The sequence below is a fragment of the Streptomyces sp. NPDC004721 genome (assembly GCF_053601495.1).
This window is the reverse complement of sequence record NZ_JBSGBZ010000009.1, coordinates 18,683-36,187: the sequence shown is the minus strand read 5'-3', so window position 1 is coordinate 36,187 and position 17,505 is coordinate 18,683. Positions and strand designations below refer to the sequence as shown.

The following is a 17,505-nucleotide window of genomic DNA, read 5'->3' as shown; positions in this document are numbered from 1 at the left end:
ACGCCCGCATTCCACGGCAGAACGACACAAGGCGACGAATGCCCCAGCACACCTCCGGGCCCGACCGGGCGGCGATCCCCTCAGCCGCCCGTGACGGTGGCAGCGTGCGACCGCCCGCTCCTTCGACGCTCGAGGAGCTGTGGCGGTCGTACAAGGCGACGGGGGACGAGCGGCTGCGGGAGCAGCTGATCCTGCACTACTCGCCGCTGGTGAAGTACGTGGCGGGACGAGTGAGCGTCGGACTGCCACCCAACGTGGAGCAGGCCGATTTCGTCTCCTCCGGGGTCTTCGGGCTCATCGACGCGATCGAGAAGTTCGATATCGAGCGGGAGATCAAGTTCGAGACCTACGCGATCACGCGGATCCGGGGCGCGATGATCGACGAGCTGCGGGCGCTGGACTGGATCCCCCGCTCGGTGCGGCAAAAGGCGCGGAACGTGGAGCGGGCGTACGCGACCCTGGAGGCCCGGCTGCGGCGCACGCCGTCGGAGGCCGAGGTGGCCGCCGAGATGGGCATCGCCGTCGACGAACTGCACGCTGTTTTCAGCCAGTTGTCGCTGGCCAACGTGGTGGCGCTGGAGGAGCTGCTGCACGTCGGCGGCGAGGGCGGGGACCGGCTGAGCCTGATGGACACGCTGGAGGACACCGCCGCCGACAACCCGGTGGAGGTGGCCGAGGACCGGGAGCTGCGCACGTTTCTGGCCCGGGCGATCAACACGCTGCCCGAGCGGGAGAAGACCGTCGTGATGCTCTACTACTACGAGGGCCTCACGCTCGCCGAGATCGGCAACGTGCTCGGTGTGACCGAGAGCCGGGTCAGTCAGATCCACACCAAATCGGTGCTTCAGCTGCGTGCGAAGCTGGCGAGCTTCGGACGCTGACCCGGGCGGAGTCCCTCCCGGTCCGGGTGACGCGTCCGTAAAGTGGTCGACGTGCCAAGGATTCGAGCGGCCTCCGTGGCCGAGCACCGGTCGATGCAGCGAGCCGCCCTGCTGGACGCGGCGCGGACCCTGCTGTCCGAGGGCGGGACGGAGGCGCTGACCTTCCCCGCCCTGGCCGAGCGGACGGGGCTCGCGCGGTCGTCGGTGTACGAGTATTTCCGGTCACGGGCCGCCGTGGTCGAGGAGCTGTGCGAGGTCGACTTCCCGGTGTGGGCCGCGGAGGTCGCGGCCGCGATGGCCTCCGCCGACGGGCCCGCGGCCAAGGTCGAGGCGTATGTGCGCAAGCAACTGGAGCTGGTCGGGGACCGGCGGCACCGGGCCGTCGTGGCGATCTCGGCGAGTGAGCTGGACGCGGGTGCCCGGGAGAAGATCCGGGCCGCCCACGGCGGGCTCGTCGCCATGATCGTGGAGGCGCTGAGGGAGCTGGGGCACGAGCAGCCGCGGCTGGCGGCGATACTGCTCCAGGGCGTGGTGGACGCGGCGGTGCGGCGGATCGAACTGGGCGCCGCGGAGGATCCGGCGGCCATCGCCGAGGCCGCGGTGGGGATGGCACTGCACGGCGTCTGCGGCTGACGCCGGCGGAGGCTGGGACGGCACGGGCCGGACCGGCTCCGCAGGAGGCTCCCCAGCCCTCGGCCGGGGGCAGGAGGCCCGCCCGCCCCGCGGTCAGGGCAGCGGCACCCCCAGCACCGGCAGCAGCCTCGTCGGCCCGTTCAGGAGCCACGGCGGGAGCAGGAGAAGCGGGTTCAGGTAGGTCTTGCCGCGCAGCAGACCCCAGTGGACGCATGGGCCCTCGCAGTGCCGGCCCGTCGCCTCCACGGTGCCGATGACCTCGCCGGCCGCCACCTCGTCGCCCCGCTTCACCGACGCCCTCACTGGTTCGTACGTCGTCCGCAGCGGTGGGTCGCCGGTACCCGTCAGCTCGACCGACACCACGCCTCTGCCGGCCACCGGGCCCGCGAAGAACACCCGCCCGGCCGCCACCGACCGAACCGGCGCGCCCGGCGACGCGCCGAGGTCCACGCCCCGGTGCCCGGGCCCGTAGACCGTCGCCGGAGGATCCCAGCCGCGCAGCACCCCGGGGCGTACCCCCACCGGCCATACCCGGCCCACGGCCGGTACCGGCGGATCCCCTTCCCCGGAGCCGGAGCCGGAGCCGGAGCCAGGGCCAGGGCCAGGGCCAGGGCCAGGGCCGGGGCCGGGGCCGAGGCCGGGATCGGAGTCAGGGCCGGCCGGCGCGGCGGGGCCACCGTCCGCCCAGGCTGCCCACGCCGCCGAGCCCAGCAGCGCTGCCGAGGCCATGAGTGCCACCAGCGCCAAAGAGGCCGCCACCGCCGCCGCCCACCTGGGCAGCAGCCGCCGCCGGGCACCGGCGGCCATCCATCCCATCGCACGCATCCGAACCATGCGCCCACCGTCCCGCACCCCGCCGACGGCGGCCCGAACCTGTGGACAACTCACCGGTTGTGGACAGCGGCGTCACCCGGCGCCCCGCGGGTCCCGTACACTTCTGGTGGCGACCCGGGTCACTGGGTCGACTTCGCACGCCCCGACACCATGACCGGAAACGGCGGGTGTCAGCGCCCCTCGGTCCCTCGTGGCACGGCGCACCAGGGCGTCAGGCGCGGAAGCCGTCCGGCTTCCGCGGCACAACCGAGAAACTCAAGGAGTACGGCCATGGCCGTCGTCACGATGCGGGAGCTGCTGGAGAGCGGCGTCCACTTCGGTCACCAGACCCGCCGTTGGAACCCGAAGATGAAGCGCTTCATCTTCACCGAGCGCAACGGCATCTACATCATCGACCTGCTCCAGTCGCTGTCGTACATCGACCGCGCCTACGAGTTCGTCAAGGAGACCGTCGCCCACGGCGGCACGGTCATGTTCGTCGGTACGAAGAAGCAGGCGCAGGAGGCCATCGCCGAGCAGGCCACCCGCGTCGGCATGCCCTTCGTCAACCAGCGCTGGCTGGGCGGCATGCTCACCAACTTCTCGACCGTCTACAAGCGCCTGCAGCGCCTGAAGGAGCTCGAGCAGATCGACTTCGAGGACGTCGCGGCCTCCGGTCTGACCAAGAAGGAGCTCCTGGTCCTCTCCCGCGAGAAGGCCAAGCTGGAGAAGACCCTCGGCGGTATCCGCGAGATGCAGAAGGTGCCCAGCGCCGTCTGGATCGTGGACACCAAGAAGGAGCACATCGCGGTCGGCGAGGCCCGCAAGCTCAACATCCCGGTCGTCGCCATCCTCGACACCAACTGCGACCCCGACGAGGTCGACTACAAGATCCCGGGCAACGACGACGCGATCCGCTCCGTCACCCTGCTCACCCGTGTGATCGCCGACGCGGTCGCCGAGGGCCTCATCGCCCGCTCCGGCGTCGCCACCGAGGGCAAGGGCGAGAAGGCCGCGGGCGAGCCGCTCGCCGAGTGGGAGCGCGACCTGCTCGAGGGTGAGAAGAAGGCCGAGGAGGCCCCGGCTGCGGAGGCTCCGGCTGCGGAGGCTCCCGCCGCCGAGGCGCCGGCTGCGGAGGCGCCGGCTGCCGAGGCACCGGCTGCCGAGGCGCCGGCCGCCGAGACTCCGGCTGCCGAGGGCGAGCAGGCCTGATCCGTCAGCGCCAGCGTTGACGGCGGGAGCGGCGACATGAAGTCCGCTCCCGCCGTTCACCCGTAGGTCAGCACAGAGTCGGGCATCTGCATCTACATGTAGATCGCAGACCGTGCAGATCTTCGATCCTCCAGACTTCGAGAAAGATTCACAGACTCATGGCGAACTACACCGCCGCCGACGTCAAGAAGCTCCGCGAGCTCACCGGCGCCGGCATGATGGACTGCAAGAAGGCGCTGGACGAGGCCGAGGGCAACGTCGAGAAGGCCGTCGAGGCGCTCCGTATCAAGGGCCAGAAGGGCGTCGCCAAGCGCGAGGGCCGCTCCGCCGAGAACGGCGCCGTGGTCTCGATCATCGCCGACGACAACTCCTCCGGTGTCCTCGTCGAGCTGAAGTGCGAGACGGACTTCGTCGCCAAGGGCGAGAAGTTCCAGTCCGTCGCCCGCGCGCTCGCCGAGCACGTTGCCAAGACCTCCCCGGCCGACCTCGAGGCCCTGCTCGCCTCCGAGATCGAGCCCGGCAAGACCGTCCAGGCGTTCGTGGACGAGGCCAACGCCAACCTCGGCGAGAAGATCGTCCTGGACCGCTTCGCGCAGTTCTCCGACGGCTTCGTGACCGCGTACATGCACCGCACGATGCCCGACCTGCCCCCGCAGATCGGTGTCCTCGTCGAGCTCGACAAGCCGAACGCCGAGGTCGCCAAGGGCATCGCCCAGCACATCGCCGCCTTCGCGCCGAAGTACCTCGCCAAGGAGGACGTGCCGGCCGACATCGTCGAGTCCGAGCGTCGTGTCGCCGAGGAGACCACCCGCGCCGAGGGCAAGCCCGAGGCCGCGATCGCCAAGATCGTCGAGGGCCGCCTGAACGGCTTCTTCAAGGACGCGACGCTGCTCGGTCAGCCCTACGCCCTGGACAACAAGAAGTCGGTCCAGAAGGTCCTGGACGAGGCCGGTGTCACCCTGAAGCGCTTCACGCGCATCAAGGTCGGCATCTGAGTCCAAGGTCCGTACCGCGACGGACCCCCGACCCCGATAGGGTCGACAGCAGTCGTCCATGTCGCTCGTGTGTGCAGCCACGTACATGCGAGTGACGGACGGCAGCAGATCTGACGAGGAGGCCATTGCCGCTGCATGGGATGCGAAACACGCCCCACCGGCAATGGCCTTCTTCGCATGTGCACCACGTATAACAAAGGCGGGATCTCATGACCACCAAGGCCCAGAAGAGCGACGACGGCAAAGTACCCGGCCGGTTTCTGCTGAAGCTGTCCGGAGAGGCCTTCTCCGGCGGCGGGGGCCTGGGCGTCGACCCGGACGTGGTGCACGCCATCGCCCGTGAGATCGCGGCCGTCGTGCGCGACGGCGCGCAGATCGCGGTCGTGATCGGCGGCGGCAACTTCTTCCGCGGTGCCGAACTCCAGCAGCGCGGCATGGACCGAGCCCGCTCGGACTACATGGGCATGCTCGGCACCGTGATGAACTGCCTCGCCCTGCAGGACTTCCTGGAGAAGGAAGGCATCGACAGCCGGGTCCAGACCGCCATCACCATGGGCCAGGTCGCCGAGCCGTACATCCCGCTGCGCGCCGTGCGCCACCTGGAGAAGGGCCGCGTAGTCATCTTCGGCGCCGGTATGGGCATGCCGTACTTCTCCACCGACACCACCGCTGCCCAGCGCGCCCTGGAGATCGACGCTGAGGCGCTGCTCATGGGGAAGAACGGCGTGGACGGGGTTTACGACTCCGACCCGAAGGCCAACCCGGACGCCGTGAAGTTCGACTCCCTCGGCTACGGGGAGGTCATCACACGGGACCTCAAGGTCGCCGACGCCACGGCGATCACGCTGTGCCGTGACAACAAGCTCCCGATCGTCGTCTTCGAGCTCCTGAAGGAGGGCAATATCGCCCGCGCCGTCAAGGGTGAGAAGATCGGCACGCTTGTGGGTGACCACCGGGACTGACCGGCGGAGCCCGCACCGCGGGAAGCCGGAAAGAGACCTGTCCGGGCGACGGACGGGACGGACCCTGGCCGGGGGATGGACAATGTCCTGCCGGTCGGGAACCGTGCAGGAAGATGACGCGACGAAGCCGGCCGCCGGTCCCGACAGGGAAACCGCGGCCGGGCCTACTCAAGACACGCAGGAGCAAGTGGTGATCGAAGAGACCCTCCTCGAGGCCGAGGAGAAGATGGAGAAGGCCGTCGTGGTCGCCAAGGAGGACTTCGCCGCGATCCGCACCGGCCGTGCGCACCCGGCGATGTTCAACAAGATCGTGGCCGATTACTACGGCGCGCCGACGCCGATCAACCAGCTGGCCTCGTTCTCCGTGCCGGAGCCGCGCATGGCCGTCGTGACCCCGTTCGACAAGACCGCGCTGCGCAACATCGAGCAGGCGATCCGCGACTCCGACCTGGGCGTCAACCCGAGCAACGACGGCAACATCATCCGCGTGGTGTTCCCCGAGCTCACCGAGGAGCGCCGCCGCGACTACATCAAGGTCGCCAAGGGCAAGGGCGAGGACGCCAAGGTGTCCATCCGCTCCGTGCGCCGCAAGGCCAAGGACGCCATCGACAAGCTGATCAAGGACGGCGAGGTCGGCGAGGACGAGGGCCGTCGTGCGGAGAAGGAGCTCGACGACACCACCGCGAAGTACGTGGCGCAGGTGGACGAGCTCCTGAAGCACAAGGAAGCGGAGCTGCTCGAAGTCTGATGGACGACACTTCCTGGGGAGCGCCGCGGCAAGCCGGGTACTGGGGGCCCGCGGACGGTTCACCCGCCCATCAGGGACCCGTCCCGGGGGCCGCTCCGGCGGGTCCCGCGTACGATGCGCATGACGCCCAGCGGACCCGCCCCATGCCCGTCGTGCCCGACGTGCCCGCTCACGGCGGAAACCAGGATGACGACCGGGGCGCCGCCCAGCCGGGCGGCGCCTCGTTCCGCGACGACACGCCGCAGCAGCCGCACCGCGTGCCGCAGCCGTGGTCCCATGACACGCCGCAGACACCGTCCTTCCACGGGGCGGCGTCGCAGAATCCGGAGCCCATGCCCGACGCCCCGCAGCCGGCGCCCGCGCCGCAGAAGAAGAGCGCGGGCCGCGACCTGGGTGCCGCCATAGGCGTCGGCCTCGGGCTCGGCGCGGTGATCGTCGTGTCGCTGTTCGTCGTCAAGGCCGTCTTCGTGGGTGTCATCGCGATCGCGGTCGTGGTCGGCCTGTGGGAACTCACCAGCCGGCTCGAGGAGCGCAAGGGCATCAAGGCGCCGCTCGTGCCACTTGCGGTCGGCGGCGCGGCCATGGTGGTCGCCGGGTACGTCCGGGGCGCAGAGGGCGCCTGGGTGGCGATGGCGCTGACGGCGCTCGCGGTCCTGGTCTGGCGCATGACGGAACCGCCGGAGGGCTACCTCAAGGACGTCACGGCCGGTGTCTTCGCGGCGTTCTACGTGCCGTTCCTGGCCACGTTCGTCGCGATGATGCTCACCGCGGACGACGGTCCGCGCCGTGTGCTGACATTCCTCGTGCTCACGGTGGTCAGCGACACGGGCGCGTACGCCGTCGGCTGGCGCTTCGGCCGGCACAAGCTCGCCCCGCGGATCAGCCCGGGCAAGACCCGCGAGGGCCTGTTCGGCGCGGTGGCCTTCGCGATGGTGGCCGGCGCGCTGTGCATGCAGTTCCTGATCGACGACGGCGCCTGGTGGCAGGGTTTGCTGCTCGGCCTCGCGGTCGCCGCCACCGCCACCCTCGGCGACCTCGGCGAGTCCATGATCAAGCGGGACCTGGGCATCAAGGACATGGGCACCCTGCTTCCCGGCCACGGGGGCATCATGGACCGCCTCGACTCCCTGCTGCCCACCGCGCCGGTGGTCTGGCTCCTGATGGTCCTCTTCGTCGGCTCCGCCTGAACCCACGACCACCGAGCCCCCACCCCGCCGGGTGGGGGCTCGACGCCGTTCACCGCCTGGACCACGTGCCGGGCCTGAGACGTTAAGGTCCTCCCCATGGGGCAGGCTCGGCTGGGGGATGACGGCATCTATCACGGCGATCTGCGGTGCCGATGGTGCGAAGCGATGCGAGGGTGACGGCTGCTAGGTAGAACTGGGCGGTGCCTGCTCCGGAGCGGGCACGGATGACTATTTTGCCCGGCGTACCGCCTCCTCCCTCCGCCCCGACCTTGACCTGGAGCCCGCTTTGCCTCTGCCGACAGGTACCACCCGCCCGATATCCCTGCTCCTGTCGACCGCGCTGGCGGCCGTAACGCTCACCGGCTGCGCGTTGGTGGAACTCGCTGGGGACTGCGAGGGGACCGAGGACCGGGTGAAGGAGATGGCGGCGCTCGACATCCTCGACTCCCGGCCCGCCGGGGCCACCGTCGCCCGGGGCTTCGAGAAGGTTGACGCCGGCTGCTGGGCGGACAGCGGCGATGTCTCGGTGTATGCCAACCGGACATACGCCTTCCCCGGCACGCAGGCCGAAGTGGCCGCGTACTACCGGACGGCGGTGGTACGGGACGGATGGAATCCGGACCCCGAGGCCTTGCCCGATGACCTGTGCTTCGCCAGAGAGAACATGGTCCTGCAGATCGTCTTCCTCACCGCCGAGGGCCTCGCGGAGGACGGTCACGGAAGCCGCCCCGACCTCACCACCGGAGCCGGCTACTCGATCAATGTCGACTCGTTCGTGAACAGCGGCGTCGAGGCGTGCTGCTAGAGCAAGCACCCACCCGTCGTCGCTTCGCTCCTCCGGGCGGGCGCGGACGGCCGGCGGCGCGGCCTCGAACCACGGCCTGCGGATCCGTTCCCATCGACAGCAGCCGCCGCGGGACGTGCCAACGGAGCGGACCGGCTCCCTCGGGCTTCGGTCCGCTCCGCTCCCAGGGGACTAGTAGTGACCAAAATCAGTAACCGTGCCCGCCGCGTTCGCCGCGTTCGCCGCGTTCGCCACGCTCTCCGCGTTCGCCACGCTCTCCGCGCCCGCCACGCTCTCCGCGCTCTCCGCGCTCGCCACGCTCTCCGTGGCCACGGTGGCCCCCGTGGCCGTGGCCGTGGTCATGGCCACGGGCGGGGAAGAGAACATTGAAGATCGCCATCGCGTTCCTCCTGAATATGCCAGAGGCATATGAGACATGTTTGAAGGTGATACGTCCCGGAGTGGGAATTGGATGGCGTTTTGAGTCAAAAGGCGGCAAACATCTTCCGCCGGATACAGAACGTTGACACCGGAGGCGCACGGCCCATCGGCCGGGCCGTCTGTGGGCCGTCCGAGGGCGATCAGCGGCGACCAGTGACGACCGCTGACGGCAGTGCGAACGGCAGCGGTCAGCCGGGTATGGCAGCGACGACTGTCGGGTTATAGCCATGCGGCCCGATCGCACAGATCATGAGCGGCATGCAGAGTGTCCAGGTGGGAGCAAAAACCGGCAAGACGCGGGGATCGCTTGGTAGAAGCTCGGTCCTCTTGTTCGCGACGGGGAGCCTTTACGCGGGGATTTACCTCGCCGAGTTGATCACGGATGGTGACCGCTGGGTCCAGATGCTCGAGTCCGCTTCTGCCATGCTGTTCCTGAGCTGGATTGCTGGAGCCGTGCACCTTCTCCGGATCAGGAAGGCAGAGAGGCAGAACAGGTAGGGGTCACCGGCGCCTGTGCGGTGCAGCAGCGATTTGCGGCTGACGGAGTCGCGGGCTGGGTGCTGGTGATCACGCGCCCGATCGAGCGGGGAACACCGGGGAACGACGGGCACTCACGGACAGCGCACGGCACGACGGCCCCTGACCGGTTTACCTGGTCAGGGGCCGTCAATCTGTGCGGTGGGTGGGGGATTTGAACTCACGGTGACTCGCGCCACGACGGTTTTCAAGGTTGTGTGTGGCACGCGGCTCTGCGACGCAACCCCCACGCCCTGAACCGACCGCTCACGAAGATACCGACGCCGATGGACAGCGCGATCGACACGATGTCGAGGGTCACGTGGCGGCCCCCGGCTGCCAACGACACCAGAAACGCGATCGCCGTGAGGGTCGCGGCGGCCGCGGTGAGGAAGACGGCTGTCTCGGCCCACCACATCGCCCGCGTCGGTTGAGTCGTCATGCCGATGTTGTACATCGCGCATCTGGCTGCTGTACAGCAGGGAGGTACAGCAACCCCCGTGCCCATAGGTCGCCTTGAGGGGGTCAGCCGCGACGAGCGGACCCCACCGCTCCATCACTCGCCGCCATATCAGCGGGTACCGAGCGGTCGGTCGCCCGCCGCGATCACGGCTCGACAAGCGCATGGATCAAGGTGTATCGGCGGTGCTCGGAGCGAGTGTCGGTGTGCCCGGGACAGTAGGAACGGCCGTTCTGACGTATCCGGCGGCTCGCAAGCAGGCCTATGACCAGGGAAGGGTCACCCACCGCAGCGCTCTCAGGACCGAGCGTCGGGAAGTGTACCCGTCCGAGAGGGACCGGCGGCGACGGATGGCGACCACCGGCGACAGGTGTCCCGACCGGCAGCCCCAGGTCACCGGATTTGATCTGCGACACTGGTACAGCCATGCCTAAGCCCGGAGAACTCACTTTCGTCGCCCCGCGCGGTGCCAAGAAGCCGCCGCGGCACCTTGCCGATCTGTCGCCTGCCGAGCGCAAGGAGGCTGTCGCCGCGATCGGCGAGAAGCCGTTCCGTGCCAAGCAGCTCGCGCAGCACTACTTCGCGCGGTACGCGCACGACCCGGAGCAGTGGACCGACATCCCCGCCGGATCCCGCGCCAAGCTCCAGGAGGCGCTGCTTCCCGAGCTGATGACGGTCGTACGGCATCTGTCGACCGACCAGGGGACCACCCGCAAGACGCTGTGGCGCCTGTTCGACGGCACGCTCGTGGAGTCGGTGCTCATGCGCTACCCGGACCGGGTGACCATGTGCATCAGCTCGCAGGCGGGCTGCGGCATGAACTGCCCGTTCTGCGCCACGGGACAGGCCGGCCTCGACCGGAACCTGTCCACCGCCGAGATCGTGCACCAGATCGTGGACGGGATGCGCGCCCTGCGGGACGGAGAGGTCCCCGGTGGTCCCGCTCGCCTGTCGAACATCGTCTTCATGGGCATGGGCGAGCCGCTCGCCAACTACAACCGCGTCGTCGGCGCCATCCGCGCCCTGACCGACCCCGAGCCGGACGGGCTCGGCCTGTCCCAGCGCGGGATCACCGTCTCGACGGTGGGCCTGGTCCCGGCCATCCACCGGTTCTCCGACGAGGGCTTCAAGTGCCGGCTCGCCATCTCCCTGCACGCGCCGGACGACGAACTGCGCGACACGCTCGTCCCGGTCAACACGCGGTGGAAGGTACGGGAGGTGCTCGACGCCGGATTCGAGTACACCGCCAGGTCCGGGCGCCGGCTGTCCATCGAGTACGCGCTGATCCGGGACATCAACGACCAGGCGTGGCGCGGCGACCGGCTCGGCCGGCTGCTCAAGGGCAGGCCGGTGCACGTCAACCTCATCCCGCTGAACCCGACGCCCGGCTCCAAGTGGACCGCGTCCCGGCCCGAGGACGAGAAGGCGTTCGTCGAGGCGATCGCCGCCCACGGTGTGCCGGTGACCATCCGGGACACCCGCGGTCAGGAGATCGACGGCGCCTGCGGTCAGCTGGCTGCCACCGAAAGGTAGCCGGACGGTAGGCTGATACCGCACACATCTTCATATTCCGACAGGGGAGCGCCACAGCGCTGAGAGTGCGGCACCGGCCGCAGACCCTCTGAACCTCGCCCAGGTCATTCTGGGTAGGAAGTTCGGTCATCACTCAAGCTGTTGTGCCCTGCCCGGGTGTCCCTCGCGGATCCCGGGCAGGGCCGCGTCTCTTCCTGGCCAACCCCCAGGAGGACTTCAGTGCACACCAAGACGTTCGCCGTCGTGGCGGTCGGGCTCGGCCTGGTCACGCTGTCGGCGTGCGGTTCGTCGCCGGGCGACAAGAGTTCGGCCGGCTCCAGGACGGTGACCCTGGTCAGCCACAACTCGTGGGCCGCCTCCAAGAGCGTCATCGCGGACTTCGAGAAGAGCTCCGGCTACAAGGTCAAGGTCCTCGAGGACGGCGACGCCGGCCAGGCGGTCAACAAGGCCATCCTCACCAAGGACAACCCGCAGGGCGACGTCTTCTTCGGCGTCGACAACACGCTGCTGTCCCGCGCCCTGGACAACGGGCTGTTCCAGTCGTACGAGCCGAAGGGTTCGGACCTGATCCTGCCGCAGTACCGCGTCGACGAGGCGAAGCGCCGGGTCACGCCCATCGACACCGGCGACATCTGCGTCAACTACGACAAGAAGTACTTCGCCGACCACAAGCTGACCCCGCCCGCCTCGTTCGACGACCTGGTCAAGCCGGAGTACAAGAACCTCCTCGTCACCGAGAACGCCGCCACCTCCTCGCCCGGCCTCGGCTTCCTGCTCGGCACCGCCGCCCGGTACGGGGACAAGGGCTGGCAGGACTACTGGAAGAAGCTCAAGGCCAACGGCGTCAAGGTCGTCGACGGCTGGGAGCAGGCCTACAACCAGGAGTTCTCCGGCTCCGCCGGCGGCAGGAAGGCCAAGGGCGACCGTCCCCTCGTCGTCTCCTACGCCTCCTCGCCGCCCGCCGAGGTCATCTACGCCGACCCGCGGCCGAAGACCGCGCCGACCGGCGTCGCGCAGGGCACCTGCTTCCGCCAGGTCGAGTACGCCGGACTGCTGAGCAACGCCGGGAACACCGAGGGCGGCAAGGCCTTCCTGGACTTCCTGATCACCAAGAAGTTCCAGGACGACATGCCGCTGAACATGTTCGTCTACCCGGTGCGCGAAGGCGCCCAGGTGCCCCCGGAGTTCGTGAAGTACGGCCCCCAGGCCAAGGACCCCGCGACCATGGCCCCCGCCGAGATCGCCGCCAACCGTGACCAGTGGGTCAAGTCGTGGACATCGCTCGTCCTCAGGTAGGCCGCGGACGCGGCCGCCGGACGGGGAACGCGGCGCGGCTCGGTCTCATGGCCGTGCCCGTCGCGTTCTTCGCGGTGTTCTTCGCCTACCCCGTGGCCGCGATCGTCCGGCGTGGCCTGGAGGCCGACGGTGTCTGGCAGTTGGGACGGATCGCCGATGTGCTCGGACAGTCCGACATCCGGCACGTCCTGTGGTTCACCACTTGGCAGGCGCTCGCCTCCACCGTGCTCACCCTGCTCGTCGCCCTGCCCGGCGCCTATGTCTTCGCGCGCCTCGAATTCCCCGGCCGGCAGGTTCTGCGGGCCGTCGTCACCGTGCCGTTCGTACTGCCCACGGTCGTGGTCGGCACCGCGTTCCTCGCGCTGGTCGGGCGCGGCGGCCTGCTCGACGAACTGTGGGGCGTACGGCTGGACACCATGGTCTGGGCGATCCTGCTCGCCCACGTCTTCTTCAACTACGCCGTCGTCGTACGGACCGTGGGCGGTCTGTGGGCGGGGCTCGACCCGCGCCAGGAGGAGGCGGCCCGGATGCTCGGCGCCTCGCCGCTCGCAGCCTGGCGCAAGGTCACCCTGCCCGCGCTGGCGCCCGCGGTCGCCGCCGCCGCACTCATGGTCTTCCTGTTCACGTTCACCTCCTTCGGTGTGGTGCAGATCCTCGGTGGCCCCACCTTCTCCACCCTCGAGGTGGAGATCTACCGGCAGACGTCCGAGATCTTCGACCTGGCCACCGCCGCGGTCCTGACGATCCTCCAGTTCGCCGCGGTGGGCGCGATCCTCGCCGTGCACGCCTGGACCGTACGGCGCCGCGAGACCGCGCTGAAACTGGTGGACGCCTCGCTGACCGCCCGTCGGCCGCGCGGTGCCGGGCAGTGGACGCTGCTGGCCGGGGTCCTCGCCACCATCGCCGTCCTCGTCGTGCTGCCGCTCGCCGTGCTGGTGCAGCGGTCGCTCACCGCGCCCGGGTTCGGCTACTACCGGGCGCTGACGAACGCGGACGGCGGCACCTTCCTGGTCGCGCCGATCGACGCCGTCGGCACTTCCCTGAGCTATGCCGCCGCGGCGACCGCCATCGCCGTGGTGATCGGCGCGCTCGCCGCCGCGGCCCTCACCCGCCTCCCCCCTTCTCGCCTTCGCTCCAACGGGGGGACCCCCATCGTGGGCCGGCTCGTACGCGGCTTCGACGCGCTGCTGATGCTGCCGCTCGGGGTCTCCGCGGTGACCGTCGGCTTCGGCTTCCTGATCGCCCTGGACCGCCCGCCGCTGGACCTCAGGCAGTCCTGGATCCTGGTCCCGCTGGCACAGGCCCTGGTCGGCGTGCCCTTCGTCGTACGGACCATGCTGCCCGTGCTGCGCGCGGTGGACGTACGGCTACGGGAGGCGGCGGCCGTGCTCGGGGCCTCGCCGTGGCGGGTGTGGCGGGAGGTCGACCTGCCCCTGGTACGGCGGGCGCTGCTGATCGCCGCCGGGTTCGCCTTCGCGGTGTCACTGGGGGAGTTCGGGGCGACCGTGTTCATCGCGCGGCCCGACCGGCCGACGCTGCCGGTCGCCGTGGCCCGGCTGATCGGCCGGCCCGGCGACCTCAACTACGGCCAGGCGATGGCCCTGTCGACGATTCTGATGGTGGTGTGCGCGGTGGCGCTGCTGGTGCTGGAACGCCTGCGCACCGACCGGAGCGGGGAGTTCTGAGATGCTGCTGAGCCTTGAGGCCGCGACCGTGCGCTTCGGCGGGCGGGCCGCGCTGGACGCGGTCGACCTGTCGGTCGCCGAGCACGAGATCGTGTGCGTGCTCGGACCCAGCGGCAGCGGCAAGTCGACCCTGCTGCGCGCGGTGGCCGGGCTTCAGCCGCTGGACTCCGGGCGGGTACTGCTGGACGGGCGGGACCAGTCGGGGGTGCCGGTGCACCGGCGCGAGGTGGGGCTGATGTTCCAGGACCACCAGCTGTTCCCGCAGCGGGACGTGGCCGGAAATGTCGGCTTCGGGCTGCGGATGCACGGCGCGGCGAGGAGTGAACGGGACGCCCGCGTGGGGGAGTTGCTGGAGTTGGTCGGGCTGCCCGGTGCCGGGCGGCGGGCCGTGGCCGCGCTCTCCGGCGGGGAGCAGCAGCGGGTGGCCCTCGCCCGGGCGCTCGCCCCTCGGCCGCGGCTGCTGATGCTGGACGAGCCGCTCGGCCAGCTCGACCGCTCGTTGCGGGAGCGTCTCGTCGTCGAACTGCGGGAGCTGTTCGGGCGGTTGGGCACCACCGTGCTCGCGGTCACGCACGACCAGGGCGAGGCGTTCGCCCTCGCCGACCGGGTCGTGGTGATGCGGGACGGCCGGATCGCCCAGTGGGGCACGCCACTCGAGGTGTGGCAGCGGCCGGCCGACGCCTTCGTGGCCCGTTTCCTCGGCTTCGAGAATGTGGTGGAGGCGAACGTGGAGGGCGAGGTGGCGGTCACTCCGTGGGGCAAGGTGCCGGTCCCCGTCGGCTCGGCCCAGGGCACCCGCACCCTCCTCGTCCGGCCCGCCGGAGTCCGCCTCGTCCCCACCGCCGAGGGACTGCCCTGCACGGTGACCGCCCGCACCTTCAAGGGCACCCACGTCACCGTCCACCTCCAGCCCGACAACGCCCCCCGCCTGGAAGCGGCCTGCGCCCTGCGCGCGGCACCGGAGGTCGGGGACGAGGTGGCCGTGGAGTTCGACACGACCGAAATCGTGGTGCTTGATCGACCGCAGGCCACCTAGTGTGCGGGCATGACGCTGCTTTCCTACGAACGTTACTGTGACGAAATCGCTTACCAGGTCGACGAGTTGCGCTCCCTGATCGCCTCCGGCGCCGACCTGTCCGGCACCGTGCCGACCTGTCCGGACTGGACGCTGGAGGAGCTCGTACGGCATATGGGCGGGGCCCTGCGTTGGGTGGAGGCGCTGGTCCGGACCCGCGCGCTGGAGAACGTCCCGGACGACGCGGTCCCGCTGGCCAACGGGCCGAAGGAGCAGGGCGACCCGGCCGCGCTGGACGCCTGGCTGGCGGAGACCGGCCGGATGGTCGTCGACGCCCTCCGCGAGGCCGGACCGGACACGAAGGTGTGGACCTGGGCCGGGATCCTCGACACCGGCTTCTGGGCCCGTCGTATGACCCACGAAATCACGATCCACCGTGCCGACGCGGCGCTCGCCGCGGGCCGGCCCTACGAGGTCGCCGCGGACGTGGCCGCCGACGCCATCGACGAGTGGCTCCAGATCGTGGAGTTCATCCAGCGGAAGAAGGCGTCCCCGGATGCCCAGGAGCTGCGCGGTCCGGGCCGCAGCATCCATCTGCACGCCACCGACGGCGATCCCGGGCTGAACGCCGAGTGGGTCATTGAGCTGGCCGAGGAGGGCGTCACCTGGCGCCGCGGTCACGAGAAGGCGACCGTCGCCCTGCGGGGGCCGCTCACCTCCGTGCTGCTCGCGTTCTACAGCCGGCTGCCCCTGGACAGCCCCGAGCTGGAGGTGGTCGGCGAGCGGGAGCTGCTGGAGTTCTGGCTGGCGCGGGCGACCTTCGAGTGAACTACCGTGACCCGCCACCGAGTTCGGGGGCGGGCCACGGGTGGTGCGCTGGTGGGGCGTCAGCTGTTGCTGTTCGCTCCACGGCGGCGCATACCGAAGAAGACCGCGCCACCGCCGACGACGACCAGGGCGGCCGCGATGCCGGCGATCATGCCGGTGTTGGAGTCGGCACCGGTCTCGGCGAGGTTGGAGTCACCGACCGCGGGCGACGGAGCGTTGTTCTCGGCGCCGGCGGGAGCGGTGGTGCTCTCCGAGGCGGACGCGGTCGGGGCCGCGGACTCCGACTCCGACCCCGACTCCGACCCCGACTCCGACGGCGACTCCGACTCCGTCGCCGACGGGGCCGGCGTCTCCGGGGCCGACGGCGTGGCCGGAGTGCTCGGGGTCTCCGTCTTGCAGGCCGTGGACGGAGTGGTCAAGTTCGGCTTGATGTCCTCGTTGACCAGCTTTCCGTCCTTGCCGGCCTTGACGTGGATGCGGTAGGTGGCGTTCGGCTGCCAGCCCTCGGCGAAGGTGATGGTGGTGCCCTCACGGGAACCCTTCACCGTGAGCTCACCGACCTCACGGGCGTCGGCGCCGTTGTTCTGGAGGAACACGGAGACGACGGCCTCGGTGCGGGAGGGGTCCTTGTCGGTGACGACGATGACGCCCTTCTCGCCGTCGCACTTGGCTTCGGCGGAGAACTCCTTGATGTTGCAGGCGAGCGCGTTGCCCGCGGCGCCGAGAGCGAGAGCGGCGGACGCGGAGGCGACACCGAGGATGCGCACGGTGCGTGCGGTACGACGGGATATGGACAAGATGGCCACTGTGCCCTTCACGGGATGCCCAATTGCGGGGGGTTTAAGGGGCGTTGGGGGCAACGATGAGGTTGAGCTCCCAGTAACCCCAGGAGGCTCAGATTTATAAGCGCTCCGACGGGAGTGTCAATCCGCCAGCCTCCCAACGGCGTTGACTTTACCTCATTATTAACTACGCAAAGGTTTCAACGTGTTGGCATGAGTCTGGGCGGGTGCCGACGCACCCGCCCAGATCGCTCCTGGCCTCGACCCCCCGTGGGCTCAGCCCTGCACCGCCGCCGGGTCCATCCACATGACCTCCCAGGTGTGGCCGTCGAGGTCGTCGAAGGAGCGGCCGTACATGAAGCCCTGGTCCTGGGCCTCGTCGGTTGCGGTGCCGCCGGCCGCGACCGCCTTCTGCACCAGTTCGTCGACCTTCTCGCGGCTCTCCGCGCTCAGGCAGATCAGCACCTCGCTGGACTTCGTCGAGTCCGCGATCTCCTTCTTGGTGAAGTTGGCGTAGTGCTGCTTGCTGAGCAGCATCGCGATGATCGTGTCGCTGATGACGACGCAGGTGCATTCGTCGGTGGAGAACTGGGGGTTGATGGTGTAGCCGAGATCGGTGAAGAACTTCCTGGACGCGGCCACGTCGTTCGTCGCCAGGTTGACGAAGATCATCTGCTGGTACATGGCGGGGTCTCTCCCATCGCGGTTCGTTGCCGTTCACAGGGGTAGACCCG

General features: G+C 69.7%; 18 protein-coding genes. 14 read left to right on the top strand and 4 right to left on the bottom strand.

The genetic code is table 11. From position 1 onward, the window contains the following. The first annotated feature begins 38 nt into the window (after positions 1-38). Together whiG and ACWEK3_RS10350 are read left to right on the top strand one after the other, a co-directional pair. Positions 39-881 (top strand): RNA polymerase sigma factor WhiG, encoded by an 843-nt coding sequence (whiG, locus tag ACWEK3_RS10355; RefSeq protein ID WP_361425415.1) that lies wholly within the window; start codon positions 39-41, stop codon positions 879-881. 75 nt (positions 882-956) lie between these two features. Continuing rightward, positions 957-1,514 (top strand): TetR/AcrR family transcriptional regulator, encoded by a 558-nt coding sequence (locus tag ACWEK3_RS10350; RefSeq protein ID WP_450541302.1) that lies wholly within the window; start codon positions 957-959, stop codon positions 1,512-1,514. A 93-nt stretch (positions 1,515-1,607) separates the two neighbouring features. Here the strand turns inward: ACWEK3_RS10350 and ACWEK3_RS10345 are convergent, their stop codons facing one another. Further along, positions 1,608-2,348: a murein hydrolase activator EnvC family protein gene (locus ACWEK3_RS10345; RefSeq protein WP_453249478.1), complete on the bottom strand. Its 741-nt coding sequence runs from the start codon at positions 2,346-2,348 to the stop codon at positions 1,608-1,610. A 270-nt stretch (positions 2,349-2,618) separates the two neighbouring features. Here ACWEK3_RS10345 and rpsB point away from each other — a divergent pair, with 270 nt between their 5' ends. The 7 genes from rpsB (at position 2,619) to ACWEK3_RS10310 (ending at position 8,648) form a co-directional block, all read left to right on the top strand. Then, a complete protein-coding gene (gene rpsB / locus ACWEK3_RS10340; RefSeq protein ID WP_384436707.1) occupies positions 2,619-3,539 on the top strand; it encodes a 30S ribosomal protein S2 in 921 nt (306 codons plus the stop codon). Between the two features lie 158 nt (positions 3,540-3,697). Then, a complete protein-coding gene (gene tsf / locus ACWEK3_RS10335) occupies positions 3,698-4,534 on the top strand; it encodes a translation elongation factor Ts (protein WP_450541223.1) in 837 nt (278 codons plus the stop codon). Between the two features lie 209 nt (positions 4,535-4,743). Further along, positions 4,744-5,496, top strand: a complete 753-nt coding sequence (gene pyrH / locus ACWEK3_RS10330) for a UMP kinase (protein WP_390723637.1) — start codon at positions 4,744-4,746, stop codon at positions 5,494-5,496. Positions 5,497-5,686: 190 nt separating this feature from the next. Continuing rightward, the gene (gene frr, locus ACWEK3_RS10325; protein WP_100571789.1) at positions 5,687-6,244 is read left to right on the top strand and encodes a ribosome recycling factor; all 558 of its coding nucleotides are present in this window, start codon (positions 5,687-5,689) and stop codon (positions 6,242-6,244) included. Further along, positions 6,244-7,431, top strand: a complete 1,188-nt coding sequence (locus tag ACWEK3_RS10320) for a phosphatidate cytidylyltransferase (protein WP_453249477.1) — start codon at positions 6,244-6,246, stop codon at positions 7,429-7,431. Before frr ends, ACWEK3_RS10320 begins: the two co-directional genes overlap by 1 nt. A 286-nt stretch (positions 7,432-7,717) precedes the next feature. Then, entirely contained in the window at positions 7,718-8,236 is a 519-nt protein-coding gene (locus ACWEK3_RS10315) for a hypothetical protein (protein WP_453249476.1), read from the top strand. A gap of 196 nt (positions 8,237-8,432) precedes the next feature. Next, entirely contained in the window at positions 8,433-8,648 is a 216-nt protein-coding gene (locus ACWEK3_RS10310; protein ID WP_453249475.1) for a hypothetical protein, read from the top strand. 732 nt (positions 8,649-9,380) lie between these two features. On the opposite strand, the gene ACWEK3_RS10305 is transcribed toward ACWEK3_RS10310, so the two are convergent. Then, positions 9,381-9,629, bottom strand: coding sequence for a hypothetical protein (locus ACWEK3_RS10305; RefSeq protein ID WP_450541233.1), 249 nt, complete (start codon positions 9,627-9,629; stop codon positions 9,381-9,383). A 429-nt stretch (positions 9,630-10,058) separates the two neighbouring features. On the opposite strand from ACWEK3_RS10305, the gene rlmN reads away from it, so the two are divergent. The 5 genes from rlmN to ACWEK3_RS10280 all read left to right on the top strand — a co-directional run bounded on the left by rlmN (position 10,059) and on the right by ACWEK3_RS10280 (position 15,989). Then, positions 10,059-11,165, top strand: coding sequence for a 23S rRNA (adenine(2503)-C(2))-methyltransferase RlmN (rlmN, locus tag ACWEK3_RS10300; RefSeq protein WP_361421491.1), 1,107 nt, complete (start codon positions 10,059-10,061; stop codon positions 11,163-11,165). 219 nt (positions 11,166-11,384) lie between these two features. Continuing rightward, complete coding sequence (locus tag ACWEK3_RS10295) at positions 11,385-12,461, top strand: thiamine ABC transporter substrate-binding protein (protein WP_450541235.1); 1,077 nt, start codon at positions 11,385-11,387, stop codon at positions 12,459-12,461. 47 nt (positions 12,462-12,508) lie between these two features. After that, complete coding sequence (locus tag ACWEK3_RS10290; RefSeq protein WP_453249474.1) at positions 12,509-14,146, top strand: ABC transporter permease; 1,638 nt, start codon at positions 12,509-12,511, stop codon at positions 14,144-14,146. 1 nt (position 14,147) lies between these two features. Next, positions 14,148-15,182 (top strand): ABC transporter ATP-binding protein, encoded by a 1,035-nt coding sequence (locus tag ACWEK3_RS10285; protein WP_450541239.1) that lies wholly within the window; start codon positions 14,148-14,150, stop codon positions 15,180-15,182. 9 nt (positions 15,183-15,191) lie between these two features. Continuing rightward, entirely contained in the window at positions 15,192-15,989 is a 798-nt protein-coding gene (locus ACWEK3_RS10280) for a maleylpyruvate isomerase N-terminal domain-containing protein (protein ID WP_453249473.1), read from the top strand. A gap of 59 nt (positions 15,990-16,048) precedes the next feature. Here the strand turns inward: ACWEK3_RS10280 and ACWEK3_RS10275 are convergent, their stop codons facing one another. Together ACWEK3_RS10275 and ACWEK3_RS10270 are read right to left on the bottom strand one after the other, a co-directional pair. After that, positions 16,049-16,786, bottom strand: a complete 738-nt coding sequence (locus ACWEK3_RS10275; protein WP_453249472.1) for an LAETG motif-containing sortase-dependent surface protein — start codon at positions 16,784-16,786, stop codon at positions 16,049-16,051. Between the two features lie 261 nt (positions 16,787-17,047). Next, positions 17,048-17,455, bottom strand: coding sequence for a VOC family protein (locus ACWEK3_RS10270; RefSeq protein ID WP_376550220.1), 408 nt, complete (start codon positions 17,453-17,455; stop codon positions 17,048-17,050). Between the last annotated feature and the right edge of the window lie 50 nt (positions 17,456-17,505).

Excerpts from the sequence above, each read along its gene's own strand:
- whiG (WP_361425415.1), top strand. The coding sequence starts at position 39 with ATGCCCCAGCACACCTCCGGGCCCGACCGGGCGGCGATCCCCTCAGCC.
- ACWEK3_RS10280 (WP_453249473.1), top strand. The coding sequence starts at position 15,192 with ATGACGCTGCTTTCCTACGAACGTTACTGTGACGAAATCGCTTACCAG.
- ACWEK3_RS10305 (WP_450541233.1), bottom strand. The coding sequence starts at position 9,629 with ATGTACAACATCGGCATGACGACTCAACCGACGCGGGCGATGTGGTGG.
- ACWEK3_RS10270 (WP_376550220.1), bottom strand. The coding sequence starts at position 17,455 with ATGTACCAGCAGATGATCTTCGTCAACCTGGCGACGAACGACGTGGCC.
- rlmN (WP_361421491.1), top strand. The coding sequence starts at position 10,059 with ATGCCTAAGCCCGGAGAACTCACTTTCGTCGCCCCGCGCGGTGCCAAG.
- tsf (WP_450541223.1), top strand. The coding sequence starts at position 3,698 with ATGGCGAACTACACCGCCGCCGACGTCAAGAAGCTCCGCGAGCTCACC.
- pyrH (WP_390723637.1), top strand. The coding sequence starts at position 4,744 with ATGACCACCAAGGCCCAGAAGAGCGACGACGGCAAAGTACCCGGCCGG.
- ACWEK3_RS10290 (WP_453249474.1), top strand. The coding sequence starts at position 12,509 with ATGGCCGTGCCCGTCGCGTTCTTCGCGGTGTTCTTCGCCTACCCCGTG.
- ACWEK3_RS10320 (WP_453249477.1), top strand. The coding sequence starts at position 6,244 with ATGGACGACACTTCCTGGGGAGCGCCGCGGCAAGCCGGGTACTGGGGG.
- rpsB (WP_384436707.1), top strand. The coding sequence starts at position 2,619 with ATGGCCGTCGTCACGATGCGGGAGCTGCTGGAGAGCGGCGTCCACTTC.
- ACWEK3_RS10285 (WP_450541239.1), top strand. The coding sequence starts at position 14,148 with ATGCTGCTGAGCCTTGAGGCCGCGACCGTGCGCTTCGGCGGGCGGGCC.
- ACWEK3_RS10345 (WP_453249478.1), bottom strand. The coding sequence starts at position 2,348 with ATGGTTCGGATGCGTGCGATGGGATGGATGGCCGCCGGTGCCCGGCGG.